Origin of the sequence: Marivita sp. S0852 (assembly GCF_046591575.1) — a bacterium.
In the GTDB taxonomy this organism is placed as follows: domain Bacteria; phylum Pseudomonadota; class Alphaproteobacteria; order Rhodobacterales; family Rhodobacteraceae; genus Marivita.
In genome coordinates, this window is the sequence record NZ_JBIQWA010000005.1 from 436,231 (window position 1) to 455,678 (window position 19,448).

The window sequence follows — 19,448 nt, forward strand, 5'->3', positions numbered from 1 at the left end:
CACCGCGCGGTTTTTTGTAATCGCCCTTTGGACGCAGATTTCTTGACCCTAGGCGCGGACGTCTGGTGCATTGTCTGCACAACAGTGTCTTTGCAGGTGGACTGCCGGCGCAATCACGATAAGCGTATTTTCATCACGTAGATCACAAAGGAGACACACGTTGATCGAACGCATTGATACCGGAGAGCGGTCCTCGAAAATTGTGAAGCACAACGGCGTTGCCTATCTGACCGGTCAGGTTGCAGAAGGCGAGACCATTCAGGATCAGGTCCGCACCTGCCTTGAAAAGGTTGATGCCCTGTTGGTCCAGGCCGGATCATCCCGCGAGAAAATGCTGCGCGTGACGATCTGGCTTGCCGACATGAAAGATTTTGCTGGCCTGAACGAGGTTTGGAATGCTTGGGTGCCCAAAGGACATGCTCCGGCGCGCGCCTGTGGTGAGGCAAAGCTTGCCAGACCAGAGTTAAAAGTCGAATTCATCGTGGATGCCGCATACGACTAAGCACGCCGGACATCAAAATGCAAAACGGCCCGGTCGCAGTGACCGGGCCGTTTTTGTTGATCAGAATGCGATCATCCCTTTTCGAGCGACCCCGCGCCATGTCCCTGATGCCCACCGGAAACCTCTTCGGTGGCCTCTCCGGACAGTTGTTCTGGCAAGATCAGGTTAAGCACGATGGCGATCACCGCTGCTGGCAACAGACCAGAGGTCATCAGGATGCGCAGCGTGTCAGGCAGGTACTGAACCGCCTTTGGATCAAGTTGCAGGCCCAGGCCAACCGACAGGGCAATTGCAAAGATCACCATATTGCGACGGTTCCAGTTCACATCTGACAACATCGAGATCCCGGCCGCCACAACCATACCGAACATGACAATCACACCGCCGCCCAACACTTCGATGGGGATCGTGCGGATCACCGCGCCGACCTTTGGAACAAGCCCACAGATAATCAGGAAAATCGCGCCGATGGTCACTACATGGCGTGACATCACACCCGTCATGGCGATCAGACCCACGTTTTGGCTAAAGGACGTGTTCGGAAAACCGCCAAAGATGCCCGCGACAGCCGAACCAACACCATCGGCATATGTTGCGCCCTGAATCTCTTTGTCAGTTGCTTCACGGCCCGCACCGCCTTTGGTGATACCCGAAACGTCGCCGACAGTTTCAACGGCAGAGACAAAGGCCATCAAACAGAAACCAACGATTGCTGCAAATCCGAACTCGATACCGTATTTGAAAGGAACAGGGAAAGCGACTGGCGCTGCACGATTCCAGCTTGTTGCGATGCCCTCAAACGTCACCATCCCCATGGCCAATGCGTAAAAGTAGCCTACGATGATTCCGATCACGACGGCTGAAACAGCCAGCATTCCTTTTGCGTAGAATTTCAAACCCAGCGTCACGAAAACAACAACCAACGCCGCTGACCAATTTAACATGCTGCCATATTCCGGCAGGTCATTTGCCTTGGCCGGGACGCCCCCGGCGGCATATTCGATCCCGACCTTGACCAGCGCCAGACCGATCATCGTGACCACCAGCCCTGTCACCAAAGGTGGCAGCGCGAAGCGGATTTTGCCGATAAAGGTTGAAATGAAAGTGTGGAAAAGCCCCCCAATGATAACACCCCCAAACAGCGCCGGCAGCGCCTCAACCCCCTTGCCAGCCACCAGCGGGATCATGATCGGGATAAAGGCAAAACTGGTTCCCTGCACAATCGGCAACCGCGCGCCAACCGGGCCAAGACCGATGGTCTGGAACAGGGTCGCAATGCCCGCGAATAACATCGACATCTGGATAAGATACGTCATGTCAGGGAAACCCTGCGCGCCCGCATCTGAACCAAAGCCAAAGCCAGCAGCCCCCGCGATGATAATGGCCGGTGTGACGTTCGAAACGAACATCGCCAAAACATGCTGAATGCCCAGCGGAATCGCTTTGTGTAAGGCTGGTGTGTAATTGGGATCGCGGAGTTGTTCCGGCGTCCCGATAGATGCATCTGACATAACTGTCCCTCCCTTATGATGCGTCGCGCTGGCCTTATGCCAGCAGTTCTTCTTATTTCTCGATAGTGTAGGCCTCTTCGAACCAATGCTCTTCTAGGTTGGGACCGTCTGTAATCCGATCAACAACCATGAACAGGCCGGGGTCGGACAATGGGCACAGAACCCCGTGCCAGACATTGCGCCCGATATTTACGCCCTGCCCCGCGCCTGCGATGAACGCGCGCGGATTGTGCGGTGCGCCGTCTTTGTCCTCAGCCAGAACCACAAGGTAATCCCCATCCTGCATGGGCAGGAATGCCTGTGACCCAAACGGATGCCGTTCCATCATCTCCATCGTGAACGGAAGCGAGAACGACACGGATTTGAAAACGCTGATACCTGGCTCTCCGTCGACGATGTCCAGCTTTGCGCGGTTGTGATAACGGCCGCATTGCCCTTGATTGATCAGCTTGTCCGCTTCGCCACTGGCCTCGATCAGATCGGCCAGACCGGCGATTGCGGCTTGTGTGATCGGTTCGGCTTTTAATACTGTGCTCATGATGCGAACTTGTCGATCAGACGCAGCTCGGCAATGCGTTCGACCTGTTTGCACGCCTCGGCAAACTCTGTGCCGCGGTCATTGTCGATACGGCGATAGAACGCCTCAAGGATTGACGCCTTTGTGTTGTCCTTGACGGCGATGATGAAAGGAAACCCGTGCCGCGCCACATATTGCGCGTTCAGGTCCTGGAACGTCTCGCGCTCTTGATCAGTCAACAGATCAAGACCCGCGCCCGCTTGTTCGGCGGTGCTTTCCGCAGTCAATTTTCCCGCAGCAGCCAGTTTACCCGCCAAATCCGGGTGCGCCGTCAGAACAGACAGCCGTTGTTCTTCTGACGCGGACCGGAACACCCGCGCCAGCGCATTGTGAACCCCGGTGGCGGTGTCATGCGTTGGACCAAGCTCCAGCGCATGCGCGGCTTCTGCGATCCAGGCACTGTGTTCAAAAATGCCGCCAAACTCTGCCACAAAGGTGTCGCGATCCATTTCCGACGGACGCGGTTTGGTTGTCGGCGGGTGCTGTTTGGCCCAGTGGTCGGCAATCTGTTCGCGTGTTGCAAACCAGACGCCGTCATGCGCCTTGAAATGTTCGATCGCGCGCTGAAGCGCAATCGCGCGACCGGGACGCCCGATCAGGCGGCAATGCAGACCAATGGACAGGATCGCAGGGTGCCCTGCCTGCCCTTCGGCATACAGCATGTCGAAGCTGTCTTTGAGATAGCTTTCGAATTGGCGGCCATTGGTGTAACCGGCCTGAATAGCAAACCTCATGTCGTTACAGTCCATGGTATAGGGCACGATCAACTGATCCTTGCCCCCCGCTTTGACCCAGTAGGGCAGATCGTCAGCATAGCTGTCGGCGATATAGGCAAAATCGCCCTCCTCCGCCGCCAGATCGACGGTGTTCATAGAGCATCGCCCTGTGTACCAGCCGCGCGGTGGAGCCCCGGTGACCTCGGTGTGCAGGCGAATAGCCTCTTGGATCTGGGCGCGCTCTTCCTCAGGTGGCATATCCTTGTGTTCGACCCATTTCAGGCCGTGGCTGGCAATTTCCCATCCCGACGCCTGCATGGCGGCCACCTGTCCCGGCGCACGCGCCAAGGCGGTGGCAACACCGTAGACCGTAATCGGCAAATCGCCCAACAAACGATGAACGCGCCAAAAACCGGCCCGCGCGCCATAGTCATAGATTGATTCCATGTTCCAGTGACGTTGACCTGGCCAAGGCGCGGCACCGGTGATCTCGGACAGAAATGCTTCGGACGCGGCGTCCCCGTGCAAGATGTTGTTTTCGCCACCTTCTTCGTAGTTCAAGACAATCTGGACTGCTATTTTAGCCCCGTTCGGCCAGGTCACGGCGGGGGGCGTTGGTCCATACCCTGTCAAATCGCGTGGATAACGAGCCATGTCTCTTTTCCTTTTTACTTCCACTCCTCAATAGAGCAAAACAATCAAGTAGTTTTTCAAAAAAAACTTAAAACAGCCTCTTGTGTATCGGGCTTTGACGCCAACCGATGCTCTGGCACACATATATCAAACTTGATGGAGCGTAATATGAGCGGTTATCTGACGACACATGTCCTCGACACGGCGCGGGGGTGCCCGGCCAAAGGTCTTAGGATCGAATTGTTCCGTCTACAAGGTGAGGCGCGAACACATCTCAAGACCCTGACGACCAATGATGATGGCCGCACCGATGAACAGATCCTGCCGGAAGCCGAATTTGAAACCGGTGTCTACGAGCTGGTGTTTCACGCCGGTAACTATCTGACCGCATCCGGCACACCAGCCGAAGACCCGCGCTTTCTGGATGTTGTACCGCTGCGTTTTGGCATGTCTGAGGCATCACATTACCATGTGCCTCTTTTGCTTTCTCCGTTCGGCTATTCCACCTATCGCGGCAGTTAAACCGCGCTGACCACATCCGAGATTTCCTCGATGATGTATTCCATGAAAAGGCGGGTTTTCGGGTCCTGCCTTTTACGGTGCGTGAAAAGACACGCCATCTGGATCGGCTCCGGCGGCGTCTCTTCGGCGACCGGCACAAGACGCCCGTTCCGCAGGTGATCGCTGACCTCGAAAATCGGCTTCATGGCGATGCCATGTCCGTGCAATGCCCAATCCGTCAGGACATCTCCGTCATCGGATTCGTAGCGCCCGGTGACGCGAAACTTCTTGGGACCGTCCTCTGTGACCAGACGCCATTGAAACTCCGTCGCGCCGGGAAACCTCAGGTTGAGGCACTCATGATTGTCTGAAATCAGCGCCGTCCCGTCTTTGGGATGGCCCTTGCGTTTCACATATTCCGGCGACGCACAAAGGACTCGCGCGACATCGGCAATCTTGCGAATGCGCAGATTGCTGTCTTTTGGGTTGCCCAGGTAAAACGCAAGATCAAGCCCCTCTGTGGTCAGATCCACCTTCCGGTCCGTCATCCTGAGCCGCATGTTCACTTCGGGATACATCTCAAGAAACCCCGGAACCTGAGGTGCGATAAGCCGTCGGCCCACCCCCAGCGGTGCCGCGACATATAGCGATCCCTTGGGGTTGTCGGTCATGTTGATCACGCGCGCCTCGGCTTTTTCAACGGCGTCCAGAACGTCGCAGGCGGCGTCAAAAAATGTTTTGCCCTGATCGGTTGGTGTCAGGCTGCGCGTTGTGCGCTGAAACAGGCGAACGCCCAGATGTTCCTCAAGTTGCGAAATGCGCGATGATGTAACCGCAGGTGAGATTCGCAAATCACGTCCCGCGGCGGACATACTGCCAAGCTCGTAGACGCGCACAAAGGTTCGTATGTTATCGAGATAGGACATTATTCTGATTTTTTTGATGCTGCTTGGCGTTTGACATGCATAGCAGAACAATTTTACGGCGGATAGAGTGCTGTCAAACACAGGTTTTGGAGGGACCCCCATGTATGATTTGGCCATTTTATGGGACTGGATCGCGTTTTCGGTTCGCTGGCTTCATGTCATCACAGCAATGGCCTGGATCGGCGCATCGTTCTATTTCATCGCGCTTGATCTGATGCTTAAACCCAATGATGCCTTGCCCGAAGGCGCTTATGGCGAAGAATGGGAAGTGCATGGCGGCGGGTTTTACCACACCGTCAAATATATGGTGGCCCCGGCCCGGATGCCCGAGCATCTGACCTGGCACAAATGGCAAAGCTACACCACCTGGCTTTCCGGTGCGGCGCTTTTGATGATCATTTACTGGGTCGGTGGTGAACTTTACCTGCTTGACCCCACAAAGGTTGACCTGTCCCTGTGGCAGGGCATCGCGATCTCGGCAGGGTCATTGACGATCGGATGGTTGCTGTATGATGCGATGTGCAAATCCCGGCTCAGCGAACAACCCACACTGCTGATGCTGCTGTTGTTTGTGATCCTGGTGATCATGTCCTGGGGCTACAATCAGATCTTCACCGGCCGCGCTGCGCTGCTGCATCTGGGGGCCTTTACCGCAACGATCATGACGGCCAATGTGTTTTTTCAGATCATGCCGAACCAGCGGATCGTGGTCGAGGACCTCAAGGCGGGCCGAACACCGGATGCCAAATACGGCAAGATCGCCAAGGTCCGGTCAACGCATAACAATTACCTGACGCTCCCGGTGGTGTTCCTGATGCTGTCAAACCACTACCCGCTGTCGTTCGGCACAGAATTCGCCTGGATTATTGCAAGCCTGATTTTTCTGACCGGTGTCACCATCCGGCATTATTTCAACACGATGCACAAAACCGGAACCGGTCCGCACTGGACCTGGGCGGTGACGGTCTTGTTGATGGTGGCCATTGCCTGGTTGTCGACCGTCAGAACAGGCGAAACCTGGGACGAGGCCGAAGCCAGACAGCTGACACCCTACGAACTGCAATTCGCGTCCGCCGACGGGTTTGAAGACGCCTATGACGTCGTGGTCGGAAATTGCTCCATGTGTCACGCGCGCGAACCTGTCTGGGGCAACATGCAATGGGCCCCCAAGGGCGTTCACCTTGAAACACCGGGGGATGTTGCGCGTCATGCCAGCGATATTTACCTGCAGGCGGGTGTCAGCCACGCGATGCCCCCGCCGAACGCGGTCCAGATGGATGACGAGGCGCGACGCGCCATCATCGCCTGGGTCCGCGAAGTCCGGGATCAATAACAGACGGACGGCCGGTCTTTTCCGGCACCGGCAAGGCCCTTGGCGGCGCGTTTGACGGCGGATGTCACCCGTCCCGGTCGAAAATCCATTGCACTTCCGGCGCGGGTACAAATCGCCACTTGCGCAAGGGGCCGGCCATGACATTCAGGTAATACATCTCAAACCCATATGGCGCGCCACAGGGATGATGCCCGCGCGGAACAAGCACCACATCCCCGTCAGACACCGCCATGGTTTCGTCAAGCAGGCGGTCATCTGTATAGACCCGCTGGACACCAAAGCCGGATGACGGGTTCAGACGGTGATAATAGGTTTCCTCAAGATAGGTGATGCGCGGAAAATCATCTTCATCATGGCGGTGGCTGGGAAAGGACGACCAGTGACCCGCGGGCGTGAACACTTCGGTGACAAGCAAACTGTCCGCGTAATCTTCGGCCTCCATCGCGATATTGTTGATATACCGCGTGTTGGTCCCGATGCCGCGATCGGTCAATGTGATCCCGTCCGGCCCAATCCGACGCGCCGGATGGCCGCCACGCCCGGGTGCAGAACATACCGCAATCACGCAATCCGTTTGCGCAACGGCGGTCCAGTCGCTGTTATTGGGCAGGTAAAGACAATGTGGCGGGGTTTTTTCGAACACGCTCTGCCGCTCTCCGAGCACACCCCACTCTTGCCCAGCCCCTTTGATGTTTGCCTTGCCCTCGATCATAACAAGAATGACTTCGCGCGTGCCGGTGTGTTCGCTGGCGGTATCACCGGGCTGGAGCCGGTACACGGAAAAACCGACATACCGCCAACCTGCGTTTGCGGGCGTGATCTCGTGTACCTTGCCTCTGGTGCCGAACGGTTTTCTGAGCAGATCAGGCATCGCCATCTCCTAATGTTCGAACCCCAAGATGACTGCGTCGGTCTTTGGGCCAATCGCGGGTGGGGTGCGTTTTTTGCACCCATATTCCGATGAACAATACACAGGCATATTCAGGATCGCCACCGGGCATTGAGTGATGGCGGCACCGATGTGCATCCGAATGCAGGGTCAGGTCCGTAAAAGCCCGACCTTCCTTACCAACAGCCGGTTTTGGCATGAACCCTGCGCAGTTTTTGTCGTTCTGACCGGGAAACAGTCTCAGACATGGCTGCATTGTCTTGTATTTCGCCGTTCATTGTTCAACACATTCACGCGCAATATCCAAAGGCCGCGTCCGTGTCGCGCACAGCGCGCAGGACGGGGTCACTATAAAAATGTTCTCAACGGGGAGAGATACGTGAAAAAGCTATTCATGGCGACCGCCGCTTTGGCCTTGGGCGCGACAACGGCGCTGGCCGATACAAAGATCGGTATGATTACTACGCTATCAGGTGGCGGTGCCGGTCTGGGCATTGATGTGCGCGACGGGTTTATGCTGGCCATCGAACAGTCGGGCCGCAGCGATGTCGACGTTGTCATTGAAGACGACCAGCGAAAGCCGGACATCGCGGTGCAGCTCGCCGATAAGATGGTGCAATCTGAACGGGTCGATATCCTGACCGGAATAATCTGGTCCAACCTTGCCATGGCGGTTGTTCCCAGCGTGACAGCGCAGGGCAAATTCTACATCTCGCCAAATGCAGGCCCATCCGCATTGGCCGGTCGGGGCTGTAACGCAAATTACTTCAATGTCGCCTGGCAGAACGACAACCTGCACGAAGCCGCCGGCGCATATGCAACTGAGGCTGGCTACACCAACAGCTTTATCCTTGCGCCGAATTACCCGGCTGGCAAAGACGCTTTGACCGGCTACAAACGCATGTTCAAAGGTGATCTGGCCGGCGAGATTTATACCCAGCTGGGACAAACCGACTATGCCGCCGAAATCGCTCAGATCCGGGCGTCCGGTGCGGACAGCGTGTTCTTCTTCCTGCCCGGCGGCATGGGGATCTCGTTTCTCAAGCAATATGCCGACAGTGGTGTGGACCTGCCGGTTGTCGGACCCGCGTTTTCGTTTGATCAGGGGATCTTGCAGGCCGTTGGCGACGCAGCCTTGGGCGTGGTAAACACCAGCCAGTGGAACAAGGATATCGACACCCCGGCAAACGCGGCCTTTGTCGACAGCTTTGTTGCCAAATACGACCGTCTGCCGTCGCTCTATGCAAGCCAGGGCTTTGATACAGCCCAGCTTATCCTGTCGGCCCTGGACAAAGCCGACGTTTCGGATGCAGACGCCTTTCGCGAAGCGCTGAGAGCCGCTGATTTCGACAGCACGCGTGGCGATTTCAAATTTGGCCCCAACCACCACCCGGTGCAAACGATCTATGCCCGCGAAGTGATCAAGGAAGGGGACGTGTTCACCAATAAGATTATCGGCGTGGCGCTTGAAGACCATGCTGATGCTTATGTCACCGACTGCAAAATGTAGTCCATACGGCGCGCCGGACATCGCATCCGGCGCGCCCTGGTCGGGGCTGGCATGTCTACGCTTCTTATCATCGAACAAGTTCTGAACGGGCTTCAGTTTGGCATCATGCTGTTTTTGATGGCCGCCGGACTGACGCTTATCTTTGGCGTTATGGGGCTGATCAATCTGGCGCATGGATCGCTTTACATGATCGGTGCCTTTGCAGCCGCTGCTGTTGCCGGGGCAACCGGGTCTTTTGTGCTTGCGCTGGCTGCGGCATTGACTGTTGCGGCTATCGCCGGAGCCTTGATCGAGGTTACCGTGATCCGTCGGCTTTATGGCAAAGCCCATCTGGATCAGGTGCTGGCCACGTTTGCGCTTATCCTGATCTTCTCTGAAGGCACGCGTTGGATTTTCGGCTCGTTTCCCTTGTTTCTGGATATCCCCGACGCGTTGTCCGGGCCGGTGACATTGCCAGGGGGCATTCAATACCCGCTGTATCGTCTTGCGCTTATCCTGGCCGGATTGCTGGTCGGTCTTGGTTTGTGGCGGTTCATCGAACGAACGCGGATCGGCATTCAGATCCGCGCTGGGGAAAATGACCGCGAAATGATCGCCGCTTTGGGTGTTGATATTTCGCGCCTTTACACATTCGTCTTTGCGATTGGTGCGGCATTGGCCGGTTTGGCGGGGGCATTGGTTGGGGCCATTCAATCGGTTCAGGTGGGCATGGGAGAGCCGGTTTTGATCCTTGCCTTTGTGGTGATTGTCATCGGTGGCATCGGGTCGATCAAAGGAGCGTTCATCGGGGCGCTGTTGGTCGGCTTGACCGACACGCTGGGCGGGATTTTCCTGCCGGAACTTTTCAAACTTTTCATGGAGTCCGGCGCGGCCACGCAAACCGGATCGGCTTTGGCATCGATGTCGATCTACATCCTGATGAGTATTGTGCTGATCTGGCGTCCAACCGGTTTGTTCGGAGCGCGCGCATGATCCCGGAACGCGTTATCAACTGGGTCGTGCTTGCCGGGCTGATTGGCTTGCCGCTTTGGGCGCTGATTGCGGATGAGCCGTTTACCATCACTTTGGTGACGCGCGCGGTCATTCTCGCGCTTGCTGCGGTGGGGCTCAATATCGCGCTTGGGATCGGGGGGCTTGTCAGCCTTGGACATGCGGTGTTTTTCGGCCTTGGTGGGTATGCAATGGGCATTCTGGCCTTCCACGCCCAAACCTATACGCCGCTTGAGTTTGCCGGTATCTCACTGGCGGGCACCACGTCCATGCCGGTGATATGGCTGGTTGCCACGATAATTTCGGCCTGCATTGCGTGGATTATCGGGCTTTTGAGCCTGCGGACCTCGGGCGTTTATTTTATCATGATCACCTTGGCGTTCGGTCAAATGTTCTATTACTTCGCCATCTCCTGGAGCGCGTATGGCGGCGAGGACGGGTTGTCGATCTATGTGCGCAACGGGTTTCCCGGTTTGAATACACTGGTTCCGATCCAGTTTTTCGGCGTCTGTTTCGTGTTGTTATGTCTTGTTCTGTTCCTCAAGGCACGCTTGCAAGCGTCCGGCTTTGGTCTGGCGCTGAATGCCGCGCGACAGGTGCCGAACCGTGTTGAAACCGTGGGACTGAACCCGATGCGGTTAAAACTGGTGGCTTTTGTGCTGTCCGGCGCGGTGACAGGCCTGGCCGGGGCGCTTTTTGCTGATCTCAACCGGTTTGTGTCACCCACGATGTTCAGTTGGCAATTGTCGGGCGAATTGATCGTTCTGATCATCATTGGTGGCGTTGGCCGTCTGTTTGGCCCGGTCATTGGTGCCTGTCTGTTTGTGGCACTTGAACACTGGCTGGGGGGGCTGACCGAATTTTGGCACGTCTATCTGGGCCTGATCCTTCTGGCGATTGTGCTGTTTGCACGCGGCGGGATCATTGGCCTGCTGACGGGAAAGCAGGGGGCTCATGTCTGATCCCGTGCTTGCCACACACAACCTGCAAAAACGGTTTGGTGCTTTGACCGCAACGGATGACGTGTCAATTGACCTGCGCCCGCAAGAGATACACGCGGTGATCGGCCCGAATGGCGCGGGAAAATCCACGCTGATCGCCCAGATCTGCGGTGGTCTGCAGCCGGATGCCGGAACGGTGCATTTTCTGGGTCAGGACGTGACACGGCAAAGCACCGCGATACGGGCGCGCGCGGGTTTGGCCCGCACCTTTCAGATTTCGGCCCTGGCGATGGAAGATACCGTCCTTGAAAATGTGCTGCTTGGGTCATTGGGGGCCTCGGGGCGGCCATGGCGGTTTTGGCAACCTGCCCTGTCCGACAACACATTGCGCGCCAAAAGCGAGGCGGCGCTAGAGCGTGTCGGACTGGGGGATGTGCGTCATGTCCGCTGTGCGAACCTGTCCCATGGGCAACGTCGACAGCTTGAAGTCGCGGTCGCGCTCACACTGTCTCCGAGGGCGTTTGTGATGGACGAACCCATGGCCGGTCTGGGAAGCGAAGGATCAAAACAGCTGACAGGGTTTCTTGACACGTTGCGCGATGAGGCCCCGATCCTGTTGGTGGAACACGACATGGATGCAGTGTTCGCGCTGGCCGACCGGGTCACGGTTCTGGTTTATGGACGAGTGATTGCCACCGGCAGCGTGGATGAAATCCGCGCCAACCACGAGGTGCGGCAGGCCTATCTTGGAGATGACGCATGACCATACTGGACGTTCAGGATCTGACCGCCAGTTATGGTGCGGCACAAGCCCTGTTTGGCGTTGATCTGCGCGTAGCCGAAGGCGAAGTCGTCGCGATGATGGGCCGCAATGGCATGGGCAAGACAACAACGGTCAAGGCGATCTGTCGCATGATCCCGTCCCAAGGTCATCTGACGTTTGCCGGACAAAGCCTTCACCTCCTGCCCAGCCACAAAGCCGCGCGCCTTGGTATTGGCCTTGCCCCGGAAGGCCGCCGCTGCTTTCGTGATCTAAGCGTCGAGGAAAATCTGCTGGCCACATCGCGACCCGGCGCATGGACCCTTGCAACTGTGGCGGACTTGTTTCCACGGCTAGAGGAAAGAAAACACCAGCTCGCGGCATCTTTGTCGGGCGGCGAGCAGCAGATGCTTGCGATCGGACGGGCGCTGATGACCAACCCGCGTTTGCTCATTCTCGACGAAGCGACCGAAGGTCTGGCCCCGATCATCCGTCAAGAGATCTGGACCGCCATTGCGCGTTTAAAAAGAGAAACCGGAACATCCATCCTGTTGATCGACAAATCGCTGAAAGAACTGTCGCAAGTGGCCGATCGTGCCGTGATCCTGGCCCGTGGGAAAACCGTTTGGACCGGAAAGCTATCGGAAATTACTCCCGAGATTTCAGGCCGTTACATCGGAGTGTGACGCGGCGCTGACTGTCTATTGCAGGATCGGTCGGATGCGCCCGGATTGCTATTGGGTGGTGCCTTGGGTCGCGGACCGGCGTTCAGTGACCAGCCGGTCAACCGCATCCGCCACCTGGGCAACCGCCCGCAATGCATATGGTGTGCCGCAGACCCAGTCGGGCGAGCTGTGCAGCACCGGGTAATCGCCCAGCGCGGGATGCGTGGTCATTTCCTCGGATCGTGAAAAACCACCATAGCTGGGCGATCCGACCAAAAGATCAGGTTCGTGCAGAACAACCTGTTCTAAAGCCAACCGCCCATTGCCCGCCACGCCAAGCTCGGCCGACAGGTTGCGCGCACCGCCTGCCGTCAGGATATCATGGCTCAACGTGCCTTCGCCCAAGGCAAACCCGTTGGGATAAAAGAACGCGGCGAGCGGGGCGGTCGGTTCGACATTGGCCCGGTTTGCAAGCCGGTCTTCCACGTCGCGGGCCAGAGTGTCAGCCGCAACATCCTGTTTCAACACACGCCCCATTGCGCGCAATTGTGACGGGATCTCATCCAGCGCGCGGGTCAGCGGAAACTGTATCACCTCGATGCCAACCTCGCGCAGCATGTCCAACAGCGCCGGATCGGTAAACCTGCCAGCCACCACAATGTCAGGCTGGGTGACGGCAATCGCTTCGGCACGACCATTGTTCTGGGCAAAGCGCTGTGCTTGTGATGCCATGGATGACGATCGGGGATCGACGGACAGATCGCTGAGGGACACAATCTGATCCGGATCGGCCAAAAGCATCACCAGTTGATCGGTACACACATTGACCGACACGACTTTCGGCAGATCCGAGGCGCTGGCCCAGACAGGGGTCAGCGCCAAAAGCAAAGGCGTCAGCAGACGCAGCATCGCCTAGAACGTCGTTTCGATACCAAAACGGATGGTCCGCTCTGGCGCATTGTAGCCGCGCACCGTCTGGTATTCGACATCACCGATGTTATCGATTGCGCCATAGACAGCAGCTCTGTCCGTGATGGCATAGCGGGCTGACAGGTTCCAAAGTGTATAATCATCAAGCGGCGTTGGTGAGCCAAAACCATCAAGAATATCCGCTACACGGGTCATCGACACCCCGACCTGAAGCTGATCGGTCACGTCAGCATCCAATGCCAGCGAAAGATCGTGACGCGGGACACGAATAAGGCGATCTCCGCCTTCTTCTGCGTTGGTCAAAGTATAGGCCCCCGTCAGCCGGACCCGGTCAGAAAACGCATAAAAACCGCTAAGCTCAAGACCGCGGGTTTCGACCGTATCGTCAATTTGTGTATAGCAGCCAAAGCTTTGCGACGGCAGACAATCCGGTGAAGACCCAAAATCAATCAGATTGTCGATCTCGGACCAGAACAGCGTCGCGCGTACTGCACCACGGGTTCCATAGCTGTGGTCAATGCCCAGATCGAAACTGCGGCTGGTTTCAGGATCAAGAACGCCCGATCCTGCGAAGGGACCGAACCGTTCATAAAGCGACGGCGCGCGGTATCCCGTGCCCAGAGACGCGCGAAGGCTTGTCGTATCGGTCAGAGCATAGGACAGTGCCGCGCGACCTGACACCTGGCCGTCGAAGTCAGAATAATCATCGTATCGCAGGGTCAGCGAGATTTCCAATTGATCATTGGGCGTGGCCTTGATTTCGCCGAAAACAGCGGCATTGGACGCGTCATACTTATTGCCGTCCAGCGACGCGCGCTCTTCGGTCCAGTCGGCACCAAACGCCAAGCCGACGGTCGGTGAAATTTCGCCCTGCGCAAGATAGGCAACGGTGTCACGTTGCCCATTGAAATCTTGCGTGAACCCGCCCGCATCAAAGCGATCAACCTCGTATGTGCTGAATGACAGCTCATGCGACCACGCTCCAAGCTGGTATTCGCCGAACAGACGTACACCTTTGCGCGTCTCGTCGAATTCGCCCGAGGCGTCCGTTGTCGAGCGATCAAATTCAGACGTGCTGTCAGACCAGATGCCCGACATTCCCAACCGGATCGTATCGCTGACCTGATAGGCTGCGAACAGGTTGACAGAGCTTTGTTCAAAGCCATCATTCTCGTCATTGGTATCCCGCGCCGAAAAGCCCTCGGATGTGACACGACCCAAGCTAAGCGCCAGTTCGGCACGTTCGTCCAGGTAGCCGAAACTCAGATTGGCGGCCCCTGTTTCAAAGCTGCCGAGCTCTAGCTTGGCGTTGCCCGAAAACCCGTCGACCAAGGGTCGCCAGCTTTGGACATCGACAACACCACCAATCGCGTCCGATCCGTAAATCGCGGATTGCGTGCCCTTGATTACTGCAATGCGATCCAGTGATCCGGTAAGAAGCGTTCCAAAATTAAAGGCTGTCTGGGTGCTTGACGGGTCTGTAACGTCGATGCCGTCGACCCGAACGCCAATATACGACCCGCCAAGTCCGCGAATGCGGACGGTGGCGCGGGTGCCCAAACCACCGTTCGATGTCACCGACACACCCGGCAATGCATCCAGCGCAGCGGACGCACCGATCCCTTTGATCGACAATTCGGGACCTTCGGCCACATCAATGGTCGCGCCGGTGGTCTCAAGGTTGGTCGGCAGAAGGCCCCCGTAGACAACGATCTCATCGAGTTCGACAACGGCACCACCTGTCTCCTGAGCCGCGGCCAAAGACGGGGCGACCATGATTGTGCATAGAAGAAGTTTGGATGTGAGGCGTGACATGACATGTCTCCCGGCTTTGTCTGGCGCACCGCGCCGGCTTAATAAATAATCTGGAATGCCTGAGCATCCGCAGACGGTGATAGACACCACTGCGGACGTGCCGCCGCCCCAACGCACCCCGCGTCCGGACTGGGTGTTGGCTTACGGCAGGTCTCCTGACTTGCGGGTCTGTGCTCTGCTGGCCTTCCCAGTTCCGTTCACCGGACCCAGTGGCACTTTCAGCGTCGCTCGCCGCTCACAGTTGCGGGGGCAGTCGCGGATTTTTCGAAAGAAGCACCGCGTTCCCTTTTCACCAACCGTCTTGCAACGATCGGACCGTAAACATGTCCATCTGCACCCTGACGGTCTGGTGCGTCAAGTCTGGTTTACGCGGCATATTGGATAAGCTGATCGACCCCGGCTGCGAGACCGGATCACATGTCGCAATCTGCGCCATAGGTGCATCGGCGGAAAAAGGTTTTTTCAGTCGAGTGTTTTTGTAAGGATTGCATTTCTGATTAAAATAGTCGACAACTATCGCCATGAGAGAATCCCAGCCACCTGTCTGATGCAGGGCAGCCCGGACACAAACGAGGATGCATGCAATGGTTCGGTTGTTGAATTTGTTATTTCCAAAACACGAACAAGACGCGCAGTGTTGGCGAGACGCTCTGTATGGTTGCCTGTCACAAGATGGCGGGTGCGAATGCAGCTTTGAGACGCTGTCAGACGTTATGCGAGGTCGGACATGAACGCCATGAGCGACAAGCTAAGTGCTGCCACCACAACGAACTCTGACTGCGAGATTCAGGTTCATGACGCACGCGCCTTGATCCCTGACGGGGTGCAGGCAAAAATCGTGCTCGACGCGCAGGTTTACACGCTTCGGATCACCCGCGCCGGCAAGTTAATTCTGACGAAATGAAAATGGAGCGCGACATTCGCGGCGCCGCCGCCGTGGGGCAGCTGACCGAAGTCACAGCCTGGGAGGCCGAGTTGATCCTCAACCTCCGCCTTTGGCAGGATGGCCCGAATGGACAAACTCTGGTCTGGAACAGCTATGCCACGGCTTTTGGACAAAAGGACGGACGGGCCGAACTTTTGCGGTTTGAACGGCTGATTGCGATGATCGACACCCATATGGTGCGGCCCATGGTCCGGCACGGCGTTGCATGTCGGTGCATCGGATCGGACGAAGCGGTCTTTGCCAACATGGTGCGCTTTGCCAGTGACGGCGATCTGCACGAGGCATCACTGATTGCAACACTTTTGGTTTGGCCCGCATTTGCAGAGCACCTGGCATTGCTATCCGCAGAGGTAGGAACCGGCACGCGCGAGCTGGTCCGAGGGCACAATCCGGCACGCGACGGGTTGACCAATTCACAGATCACCAGACACTGATGACACATATAAAGTATCTCTTCATACCCAGCCAAAACAGGACAGGCGTCGCCTGCTATTTGCGAGGATCATATGGCCAAAATTCCCAGCCCCTGCATTGACGTTTGCAAATTCAAACGCGCCGGGCACTGTATCGGATGTTCGATGACAAAGGCGCAGAAGTCACTGTTCAAGGATCTAAAAAAAGACAAACACCGTTTGGCTTTTGTAGAAATGTTGCAACGGCAGCAGGACGCATTGGGCAAGTACAGCCACTGGAAACTAGCCTATGCGAAAAAGCTGAAAAAGAAGAAGATCAAGCTGGTCTGGGATACTGACAAAGCGGCCTGACGCCAGAACGAAAAAAGCGGCACCCCCATGGCACCGCCTCTAACGTGCACTTGCGTTGCGATCAGCGCAGATGCGCGCGCAGGAACCAGGCAAATTTCTCGTGCTCTTGCCCGCGAGCAATACATAGGTCTTCGGTGAGTGTGTCACCGTTCTCTGCCGCCAGTTCGCCTGCGCCGGCCAAAGTTGCCGCAAGCGTTTCCTGTGCTTCCATGAGGGTCTTGATCATTTCTTCGGCGGATGCATGACCTTCGCGCTCCGACACTTTGGACCGCTTCAGCATCCCGGCAAGCGTGCCTTCCGCGTGCGCATCAAGCGCTTTTACGCGTTCCGCCAGATCATCCTGAGCGACAAAGTGATCTTCGTAGATTTTCTGGAACAGTTCATGCAGGGGACCAAAGGCCATGCCCGTCACATTCCAATGAAAATTCTGCGCCATCATCGTGGTCACGGCTGTTTCCGCAACACATTGATTCAAGGCATCTGCAATTTGTTTTTGAGCATCTGTGGACATAGACATCGCTGTTTGTGTCATGTCACCCTCCATATCGGTTAAAATACTGCTGGCTGGCACGTCGGCTGGCTTGCTTATCCTAATAGATAGCAACTGTCCGCGAAATGCCAAGCGCATTTTAGAATTATTCTAAACTAGATCGAATTTTTCAACGATTGACGTCATAAGAAACCCGCAGTGACGCCGTGCATAAGGTTTTACTCGGGACCGCAAGAGGAAGTTGGTGCTTGCGACGTCATTGAGGGCGATGGATGAGGCCAACTGCAAAAGCAATGTTTCATCGAACGACAAGTCGGCTTCTCCGGGGATATACAGAATTGGAAGCTTACCCAGCGCCTGTGACAGACATCGCATCAGAGTGTCCGCATAAGCGGTTGTCGCAACCTGTTTGTCACAAGACAGGACCGCGCAGGCCTGAAACAGATCCTGATAGGATTTGGCTCTGGACCGCCGCCCAACCCGCCTTAACGTATCAATAAAGTGCTTTTCCTGTTCGGTGAGCGTGGGTGCTGGCCGGTGTGTTGTACCGGCAAATTGTTGATGCACTGCCCCCATCTTGGATATTCCCGTTCATTAACCAGACCGCAAGCGGTGTGAATTTCAGATTCCTGACAATATTACTAGGAAATATATAAGAAAGGCTATGCGGTGCAAGCACTTTGGGGTGGTAAATCCTGTTTTTAGGGCAACACAGCCGCAACGGCGATATCGAGTTTGTCGACCACCTCGGTGATTTGGTCGTCGGTGATGATAAAGGGCGGTGCCAGCAAAACGTGATCCCCAAGATTGCCATCGCGTGTGCCCCGCATCGGATAGCAGATCAGACCGGCATCAAAGGCCGCTTTCTTGAACCGGTTGGCGGTGTTTTCCGACGAGTCGAATGGCGTCTTTGCAGTCCGATCCTGCACAAACTCCATACCGCGAAACAACCCTTTGCCACGGATGTCGCCAATATAAGGATGCTGGCCAAACCTGTCTGTCAGCGCGGCAGCAAGCTTTTCTCCCTGCGTCTGCACGTTCTGAACCAATCCCCGGTGCAGCAGCGCTTTCACAACCGCAAGCGATGTGGCGCAGGCCACAGGATGACCGAGATAGGTATGGCCGTGCTGAAAGAACCCAGATCCGTCTGAAATCGTTTGATAGATATTCCGCGTGCACAGCATCGCGCCGATCGGTTGATACCCGGCCCCCAGACCCTTCGCGACGCACAGGATATCCGGCAAGACGCCGTCTGCGTCACATGCAAAAAGCTGACCGACACGCCCCATGCCGCACATGACTTCGTCAAGGATGAGCAAAACCCCATAATGATCACAGATATCGCGAACCCTTTTGAAATAGCCCTCAACCGCAGGAACCGCACCCATGGTCGCGCCGACAACAGGCTCTGCGACAAAGGCGATGACGCTGTCGGGCCCAAGCCGCAGGATTTCCTCCTCCAGCTCTTGTGCCACACGGTGACCGTATTGCGCCGGGGTCTCATCCTCGGCTTTGTCGACATATTCGTAACACGGCGCGATATGCGACACGTCCATCAGGATCGGTTCAAACTGTGCACGTCGCCACGCGTTGCCGCCGGTTGCCAGCGCGCCCAATGTGTTGCCGTGATAGCTTTGACGCCGTGCAATCACGTGGCGACGTTGTGGTTCGCCCTTCTCCAAAAAATACTGCCGCGCCAGTTTCAGCGCGGATTCAACCGCCTCTGAACCGCCAGACACAAAATATACCCGATCCAGATCACCGGGGGCTTCGCGTATCAACACATCGGCAAGCTCTTCTGCCGGATCACTCGTAAAAAAGCCCGTATGCGCATAGGCCAGACGGGCCGCCTGATCCTGAATTGCCTGAATGATTTCTGCATCGCCATGTCCCAGACACGAAACAGCAGCACCGCCAGAGCCGTCAAAATACTGTTTGCCTGTCTCATCATACAGATAACAGCCTTCGCCTTTGACGGCCTTGACCGGCGGGGCCAAATTGTGGCGCGGGAAAACGTGGCTCATGGCATTTACCTTGGACAGCGCGGGC

The 19,448-nt window shown here is 56.5% G+C and carries 21 protein-coding genes and 1 riboswitch; of the genes, 12 read left to right on the forward strand and 9 right to left on the reverse strand.

Annotated elements, in window-relative coordinates; all coding sequences use genetic code 11:
• The first annotated feature begins 160 nt into the window (after window positions 1-160).
• Window positions 161-502, forward strand: coding sequence for a RidA family protein (locus tag ACG74X_RS13930; protein ID WP_411235562.1), 342 nt, complete (start codon window positions 161-163; stop codon window positions 500-502).
• Window positions 503-573: 71 nt separating this feature from the next.
• On the opposite strand, the gene ACG74X_RS13935 is transcribed toward ACG74X_RS13930, so the two are convergent.
• Genes ACG74X_RS13935 through puuE form a run of 3 tightly spaced genes read right to left on the reverse strand, consistent with a single transcriptional unit; the run spans window position 574 to window position 3,960 of the window.
• Window positions 574-2,013 (reverse strand): uracil-xanthine permease family protein, encoded by a 1,440-nt coding sequence (locus ACG74X_RS13935; RefSeq protein WP_411235564.1) that lies wholly within the window; start codon window positions 2,011-2,013, stop codon window positions 574-576.
• Between the two features lie 52 nt (window positions 2,014-2,065).
• Window positions 2,066-2,551: an ureidoglycolate lyase gene (locus ACG74X_RS13940; RefSeq protein WP_411235565.1), complete on the reverse strand. Its 486-nt coding sequence runs from the start codon at window positions 2,549-2,551 to the stop codon at window positions 2,066-2,068.
• Window positions 2,548-3,960: an allantoinase PuuE gene (puuE, locus tag ACG74X_RS13945; RefSeq protein WP_411235567.1), complete on the reverse strand. Its 1,413-nt coding sequence runs from the start codon at window positions 3,958-3,960 to the stop codon at window positions 2,548-2,550. The genes ACG74X_RS13940 and puuE overlap by 4 nt, the downstream gene beginning before the upstream one ends.
• 147 nt (window positions 3,961-4,107) lie before the next feature.
• On the opposite strand from puuE, the gene uraH reads away from it, so the two are divergent.
• Window positions 4,108-4,461 (forward strand): hydroxyisourate hydrolase, encoded by a 354-nt coding sequence (uraH, locus tag ACG74X_RS13950; RefSeq protein WP_411235568.1) that lies wholly within the window; start codon window positions 4,108-4,110, stop codon window positions 4,459-4,461.
• Here uraH and ACG74X_RS13955 read toward each other — a convergent pair.
• Window positions 4,458-5,366 (reverse strand): LysR family transcriptional regulator, encoded by a 909-nt coding sequence (locus tag ACG74X_RS13955; RefSeq protein WP_411235569.1) that lies wholly within the window; start codon window positions 5,364-5,366, stop codon window positions 4,458-4,460. The genes uraH and ACG74X_RS13955 overlap by 4 nt on opposite strands.
• A 100-nt stretch (window positions 5,367-5,466) precedes the next feature.
• On the opposite strand from ACG74X_RS13955, the gene ACG74X_RS13960 reads away from it, so the two are divergent.
• A complete protein-coding gene (locus tag ACG74X_RS13960) occupies window positions 5,467-6,699 on the forward strand; it encodes a urate hydroxylase PuuD (protein WP_411235571.1) in 1,233 nt (410 codons plus the stop codon).
• Between the two features lie 64 nt (window positions 6,700-6,763).
• Here ACG74X_RS13960 and iolB read toward each other — a convergent pair whose 3' ends face one another.
• Complete coding sequence (gene iolB, locus ACG74X_RS13965; protein ID WP_411235572.1) at window positions 6,764-7,570, reverse strand: 5-deoxy-glucuronate isomerase; 807 nt, start codon at window positions 7,568-7,570, stop codon at window positions 6,764-6,766.
• A gap of 412 nt (window positions 7,571-7,982) precedes the next feature.
• On the opposite strand from iolB, the gene ACG74X_RS13970 reads away from it, so the two are divergent.
• From ACG74X_RS13970 to ACG74X_RS13990, 5 genes are read left to right on the forward strand one after another with little or no spacing between them, the layout of a single operon-like run.
• On the forward strand, window positions 7,983-9,098 hold the full coding sequence (locus ACG74X_RS13970; protein ID WP_411235638.1) for an ABC transporter substrate-binding protein: 1,116 nt from the start codon (window positions 7,983-7,985) through the stop codon (window positions 9,096-9,098).
• A gap of 51 nt (window positions 9,099-9,149) precedes the next feature.
• A complete protein-coding gene (locus ACG74X_RS13975; protein ID WP_411235573.1) occupies window positions 9,150-10,070 on the forward strand; it encodes a branched-chain amino acid ABC transporter permease in 921 nt (306 codons plus the stop codon).
• Window positions 10,067-11,050 (forward strand): branched-chain amino acid ABC transporter permease, encoded by a 984-nt coding sequence (locus ACG74X_RS13980; protein WP_411235575.1) that lies wholly within the window; start codon window positions 10,067-10,069, stop codon window positions 11,048-11,050. The genes ACG74X_RS13975 and ACG74X_RS13980 overlap by 4 nt, the downstream gene beginning before the upstream one ends.
• On the forward strand, window positions 11,043-11,792 hold the full coding sequence (locus ACG74X_RS13985; protein ID WP_411235577.1) for an ABC transporter ATP-binding protein: 750 nt from the start codon (window positions 11,043-11,045) through the stop codon (window positions 11,790-11,792). The genes ACG74X_RS13980 and ACG74X_RS13985 overlap by 8 nt, the downstream gene beginning before the upstream one ends.
• Window positions 11,789-12,475 carry an ABC transporter ATP-binding protein gene (locus ACG74X_RS13990; protein ID WP_411235578.1) on the forward strand — a complete coding sequence of 229 codons (687 nt, stop codon included), beginning with the start codon at window positions 11,789-11,791 and terminating at the stop codon, window positions 12,473-12,475. Before ACG74X_RS13985 ends, ACG74X_RS13990 begins: the two co-directional genes overlap by 4 nt.
• 48 nt (window positions 12,476-12,523) lie before the next feature.
• Here ACG74X_RS13990 and ACG74X_RS13995 read toward each other — a convergent pair whose 3' ends face one another.
• Together ACG74X_RS13995 and ACG74X_RS14000 are read right to left on the reverse strand one after the other, a co-directional pair.
• Window positions 12,524-13,363 (reverse strand): ABC transporter substrate-binding protein, encoded by an 840-nt coding sequence (locus ACG74X_RS13995; RefSeq protein ID WP_411235579.1) that lies wholly within the window; start codon window positions 13,361-13,363, stop codon window positions 12,524-12,526.
• Window positions 13,364-13,366: 3 nt separating this feature from the next.
• Complete coding sequence (locus ACG74X_RS14000; RefSeq protein ID WP_411235581.1) at window positions 13,367-15,199, reverse strand: TonB-dependent receptor plug domain-containing protein; 1,833 nt, start codon at window positions 15,197-15,199, stop codon at window positions 13,367-13,369.
• A gap of 127 nt (window positions 15,200-15,326) precedes the next feature.
• Window positions 15,327-15,534: riboswitch (cobalamin riboswitch) on the reverse strand.
• Between ACG74X_RS14000 and ACG74X_RS14005 the strand changes: the two genes are divergently transcribed.
• The 4 genes from ACG74X_RS14005 (at window position 15,523) to ACG74X_RS14020 (ending at window position 16,909) form a co-directional block, all read left to right on the forward strand.
• Window positions 15,523-15,681 (forward strand): hypothetical protein, encoded by a 159-nt coding sequence (locus ACG74X_RS14005; RefSeq protein ID WP_411235583.1) that lies wholly within the window; start codon window positions 15,523-15,525, stop codon window positions 15,679-15,681. Its footprint overlaps the riboswitch before it by 12 nt.
• Before the next feature lie 245 nt (window positions 15,682-15,926).
• Window positions 15,927-16,103: a hemin uptake protein HemP gene (gene hemP / locus ACG74X_RS14010; protein WP_411235584.1), complete on the forward strand. Its 177-nt coding sequence runs from the start codon at window positions 15,927-15,929 to the stop codon at window positions 16,101-16,103.
• A gap of 2 nt (window positions 16,104-16,105) precedes the next feature.
• Entirely contained in the window at window positions 16,106-16,579 is a 474-nt protein-coding gene (locus ACG74X_RS14015; protein ID WP_411235586.1) for a hypothetical protein, read from the forward strand.
• Between the two features lie 72 nt (window positions 16,580-16,651).
• Window positions 16,652-16,909 (forward strand): DUF1289 domain-containing protein, encoded by a 258-nt coding sequence (locus ACG74X_RS14020; protein ID WP_411235588.1) that lies wholly within the window; start codon window positions 16,652-16,654, stop codon window positions 16,907-16,909.
• A 61-nt stretch (window positions 16,910-16,970) separates the two neighbouring features.
• On the opposite strand, the gene ACG74X_RS14025 is transcribed toward ACG74X_RS14020, so the two are convergent.
• Window positions 16,971-17,441 (reverse strand): Dps family protein, encoded by a 471-nt coding sequence (locus ACG74X_RS14025; RefSeq protein ID WP_411235639.1) that lies wholly within the window; start codon window positions 17,439-17,441, stop codon window positions 16,971-16,973.
• Window positions 17,442-18,100: 659 nt separating this feature from the next.
• The gene (locus ACG74X_RS14030; protein ID WP_411235589.1) at window positions 18,101-19,423 is read right to left on the reverse strand and encodes an aspartate aminotransferase family protein; all 1,323 of its coding nucleotides are present in this window, start codon (window positions 19,421-19,423) and stop codon (window positions 18,101-18,103) included.
• Window positions 19,424-19,448: the final 25 nt, after the last annotated feature.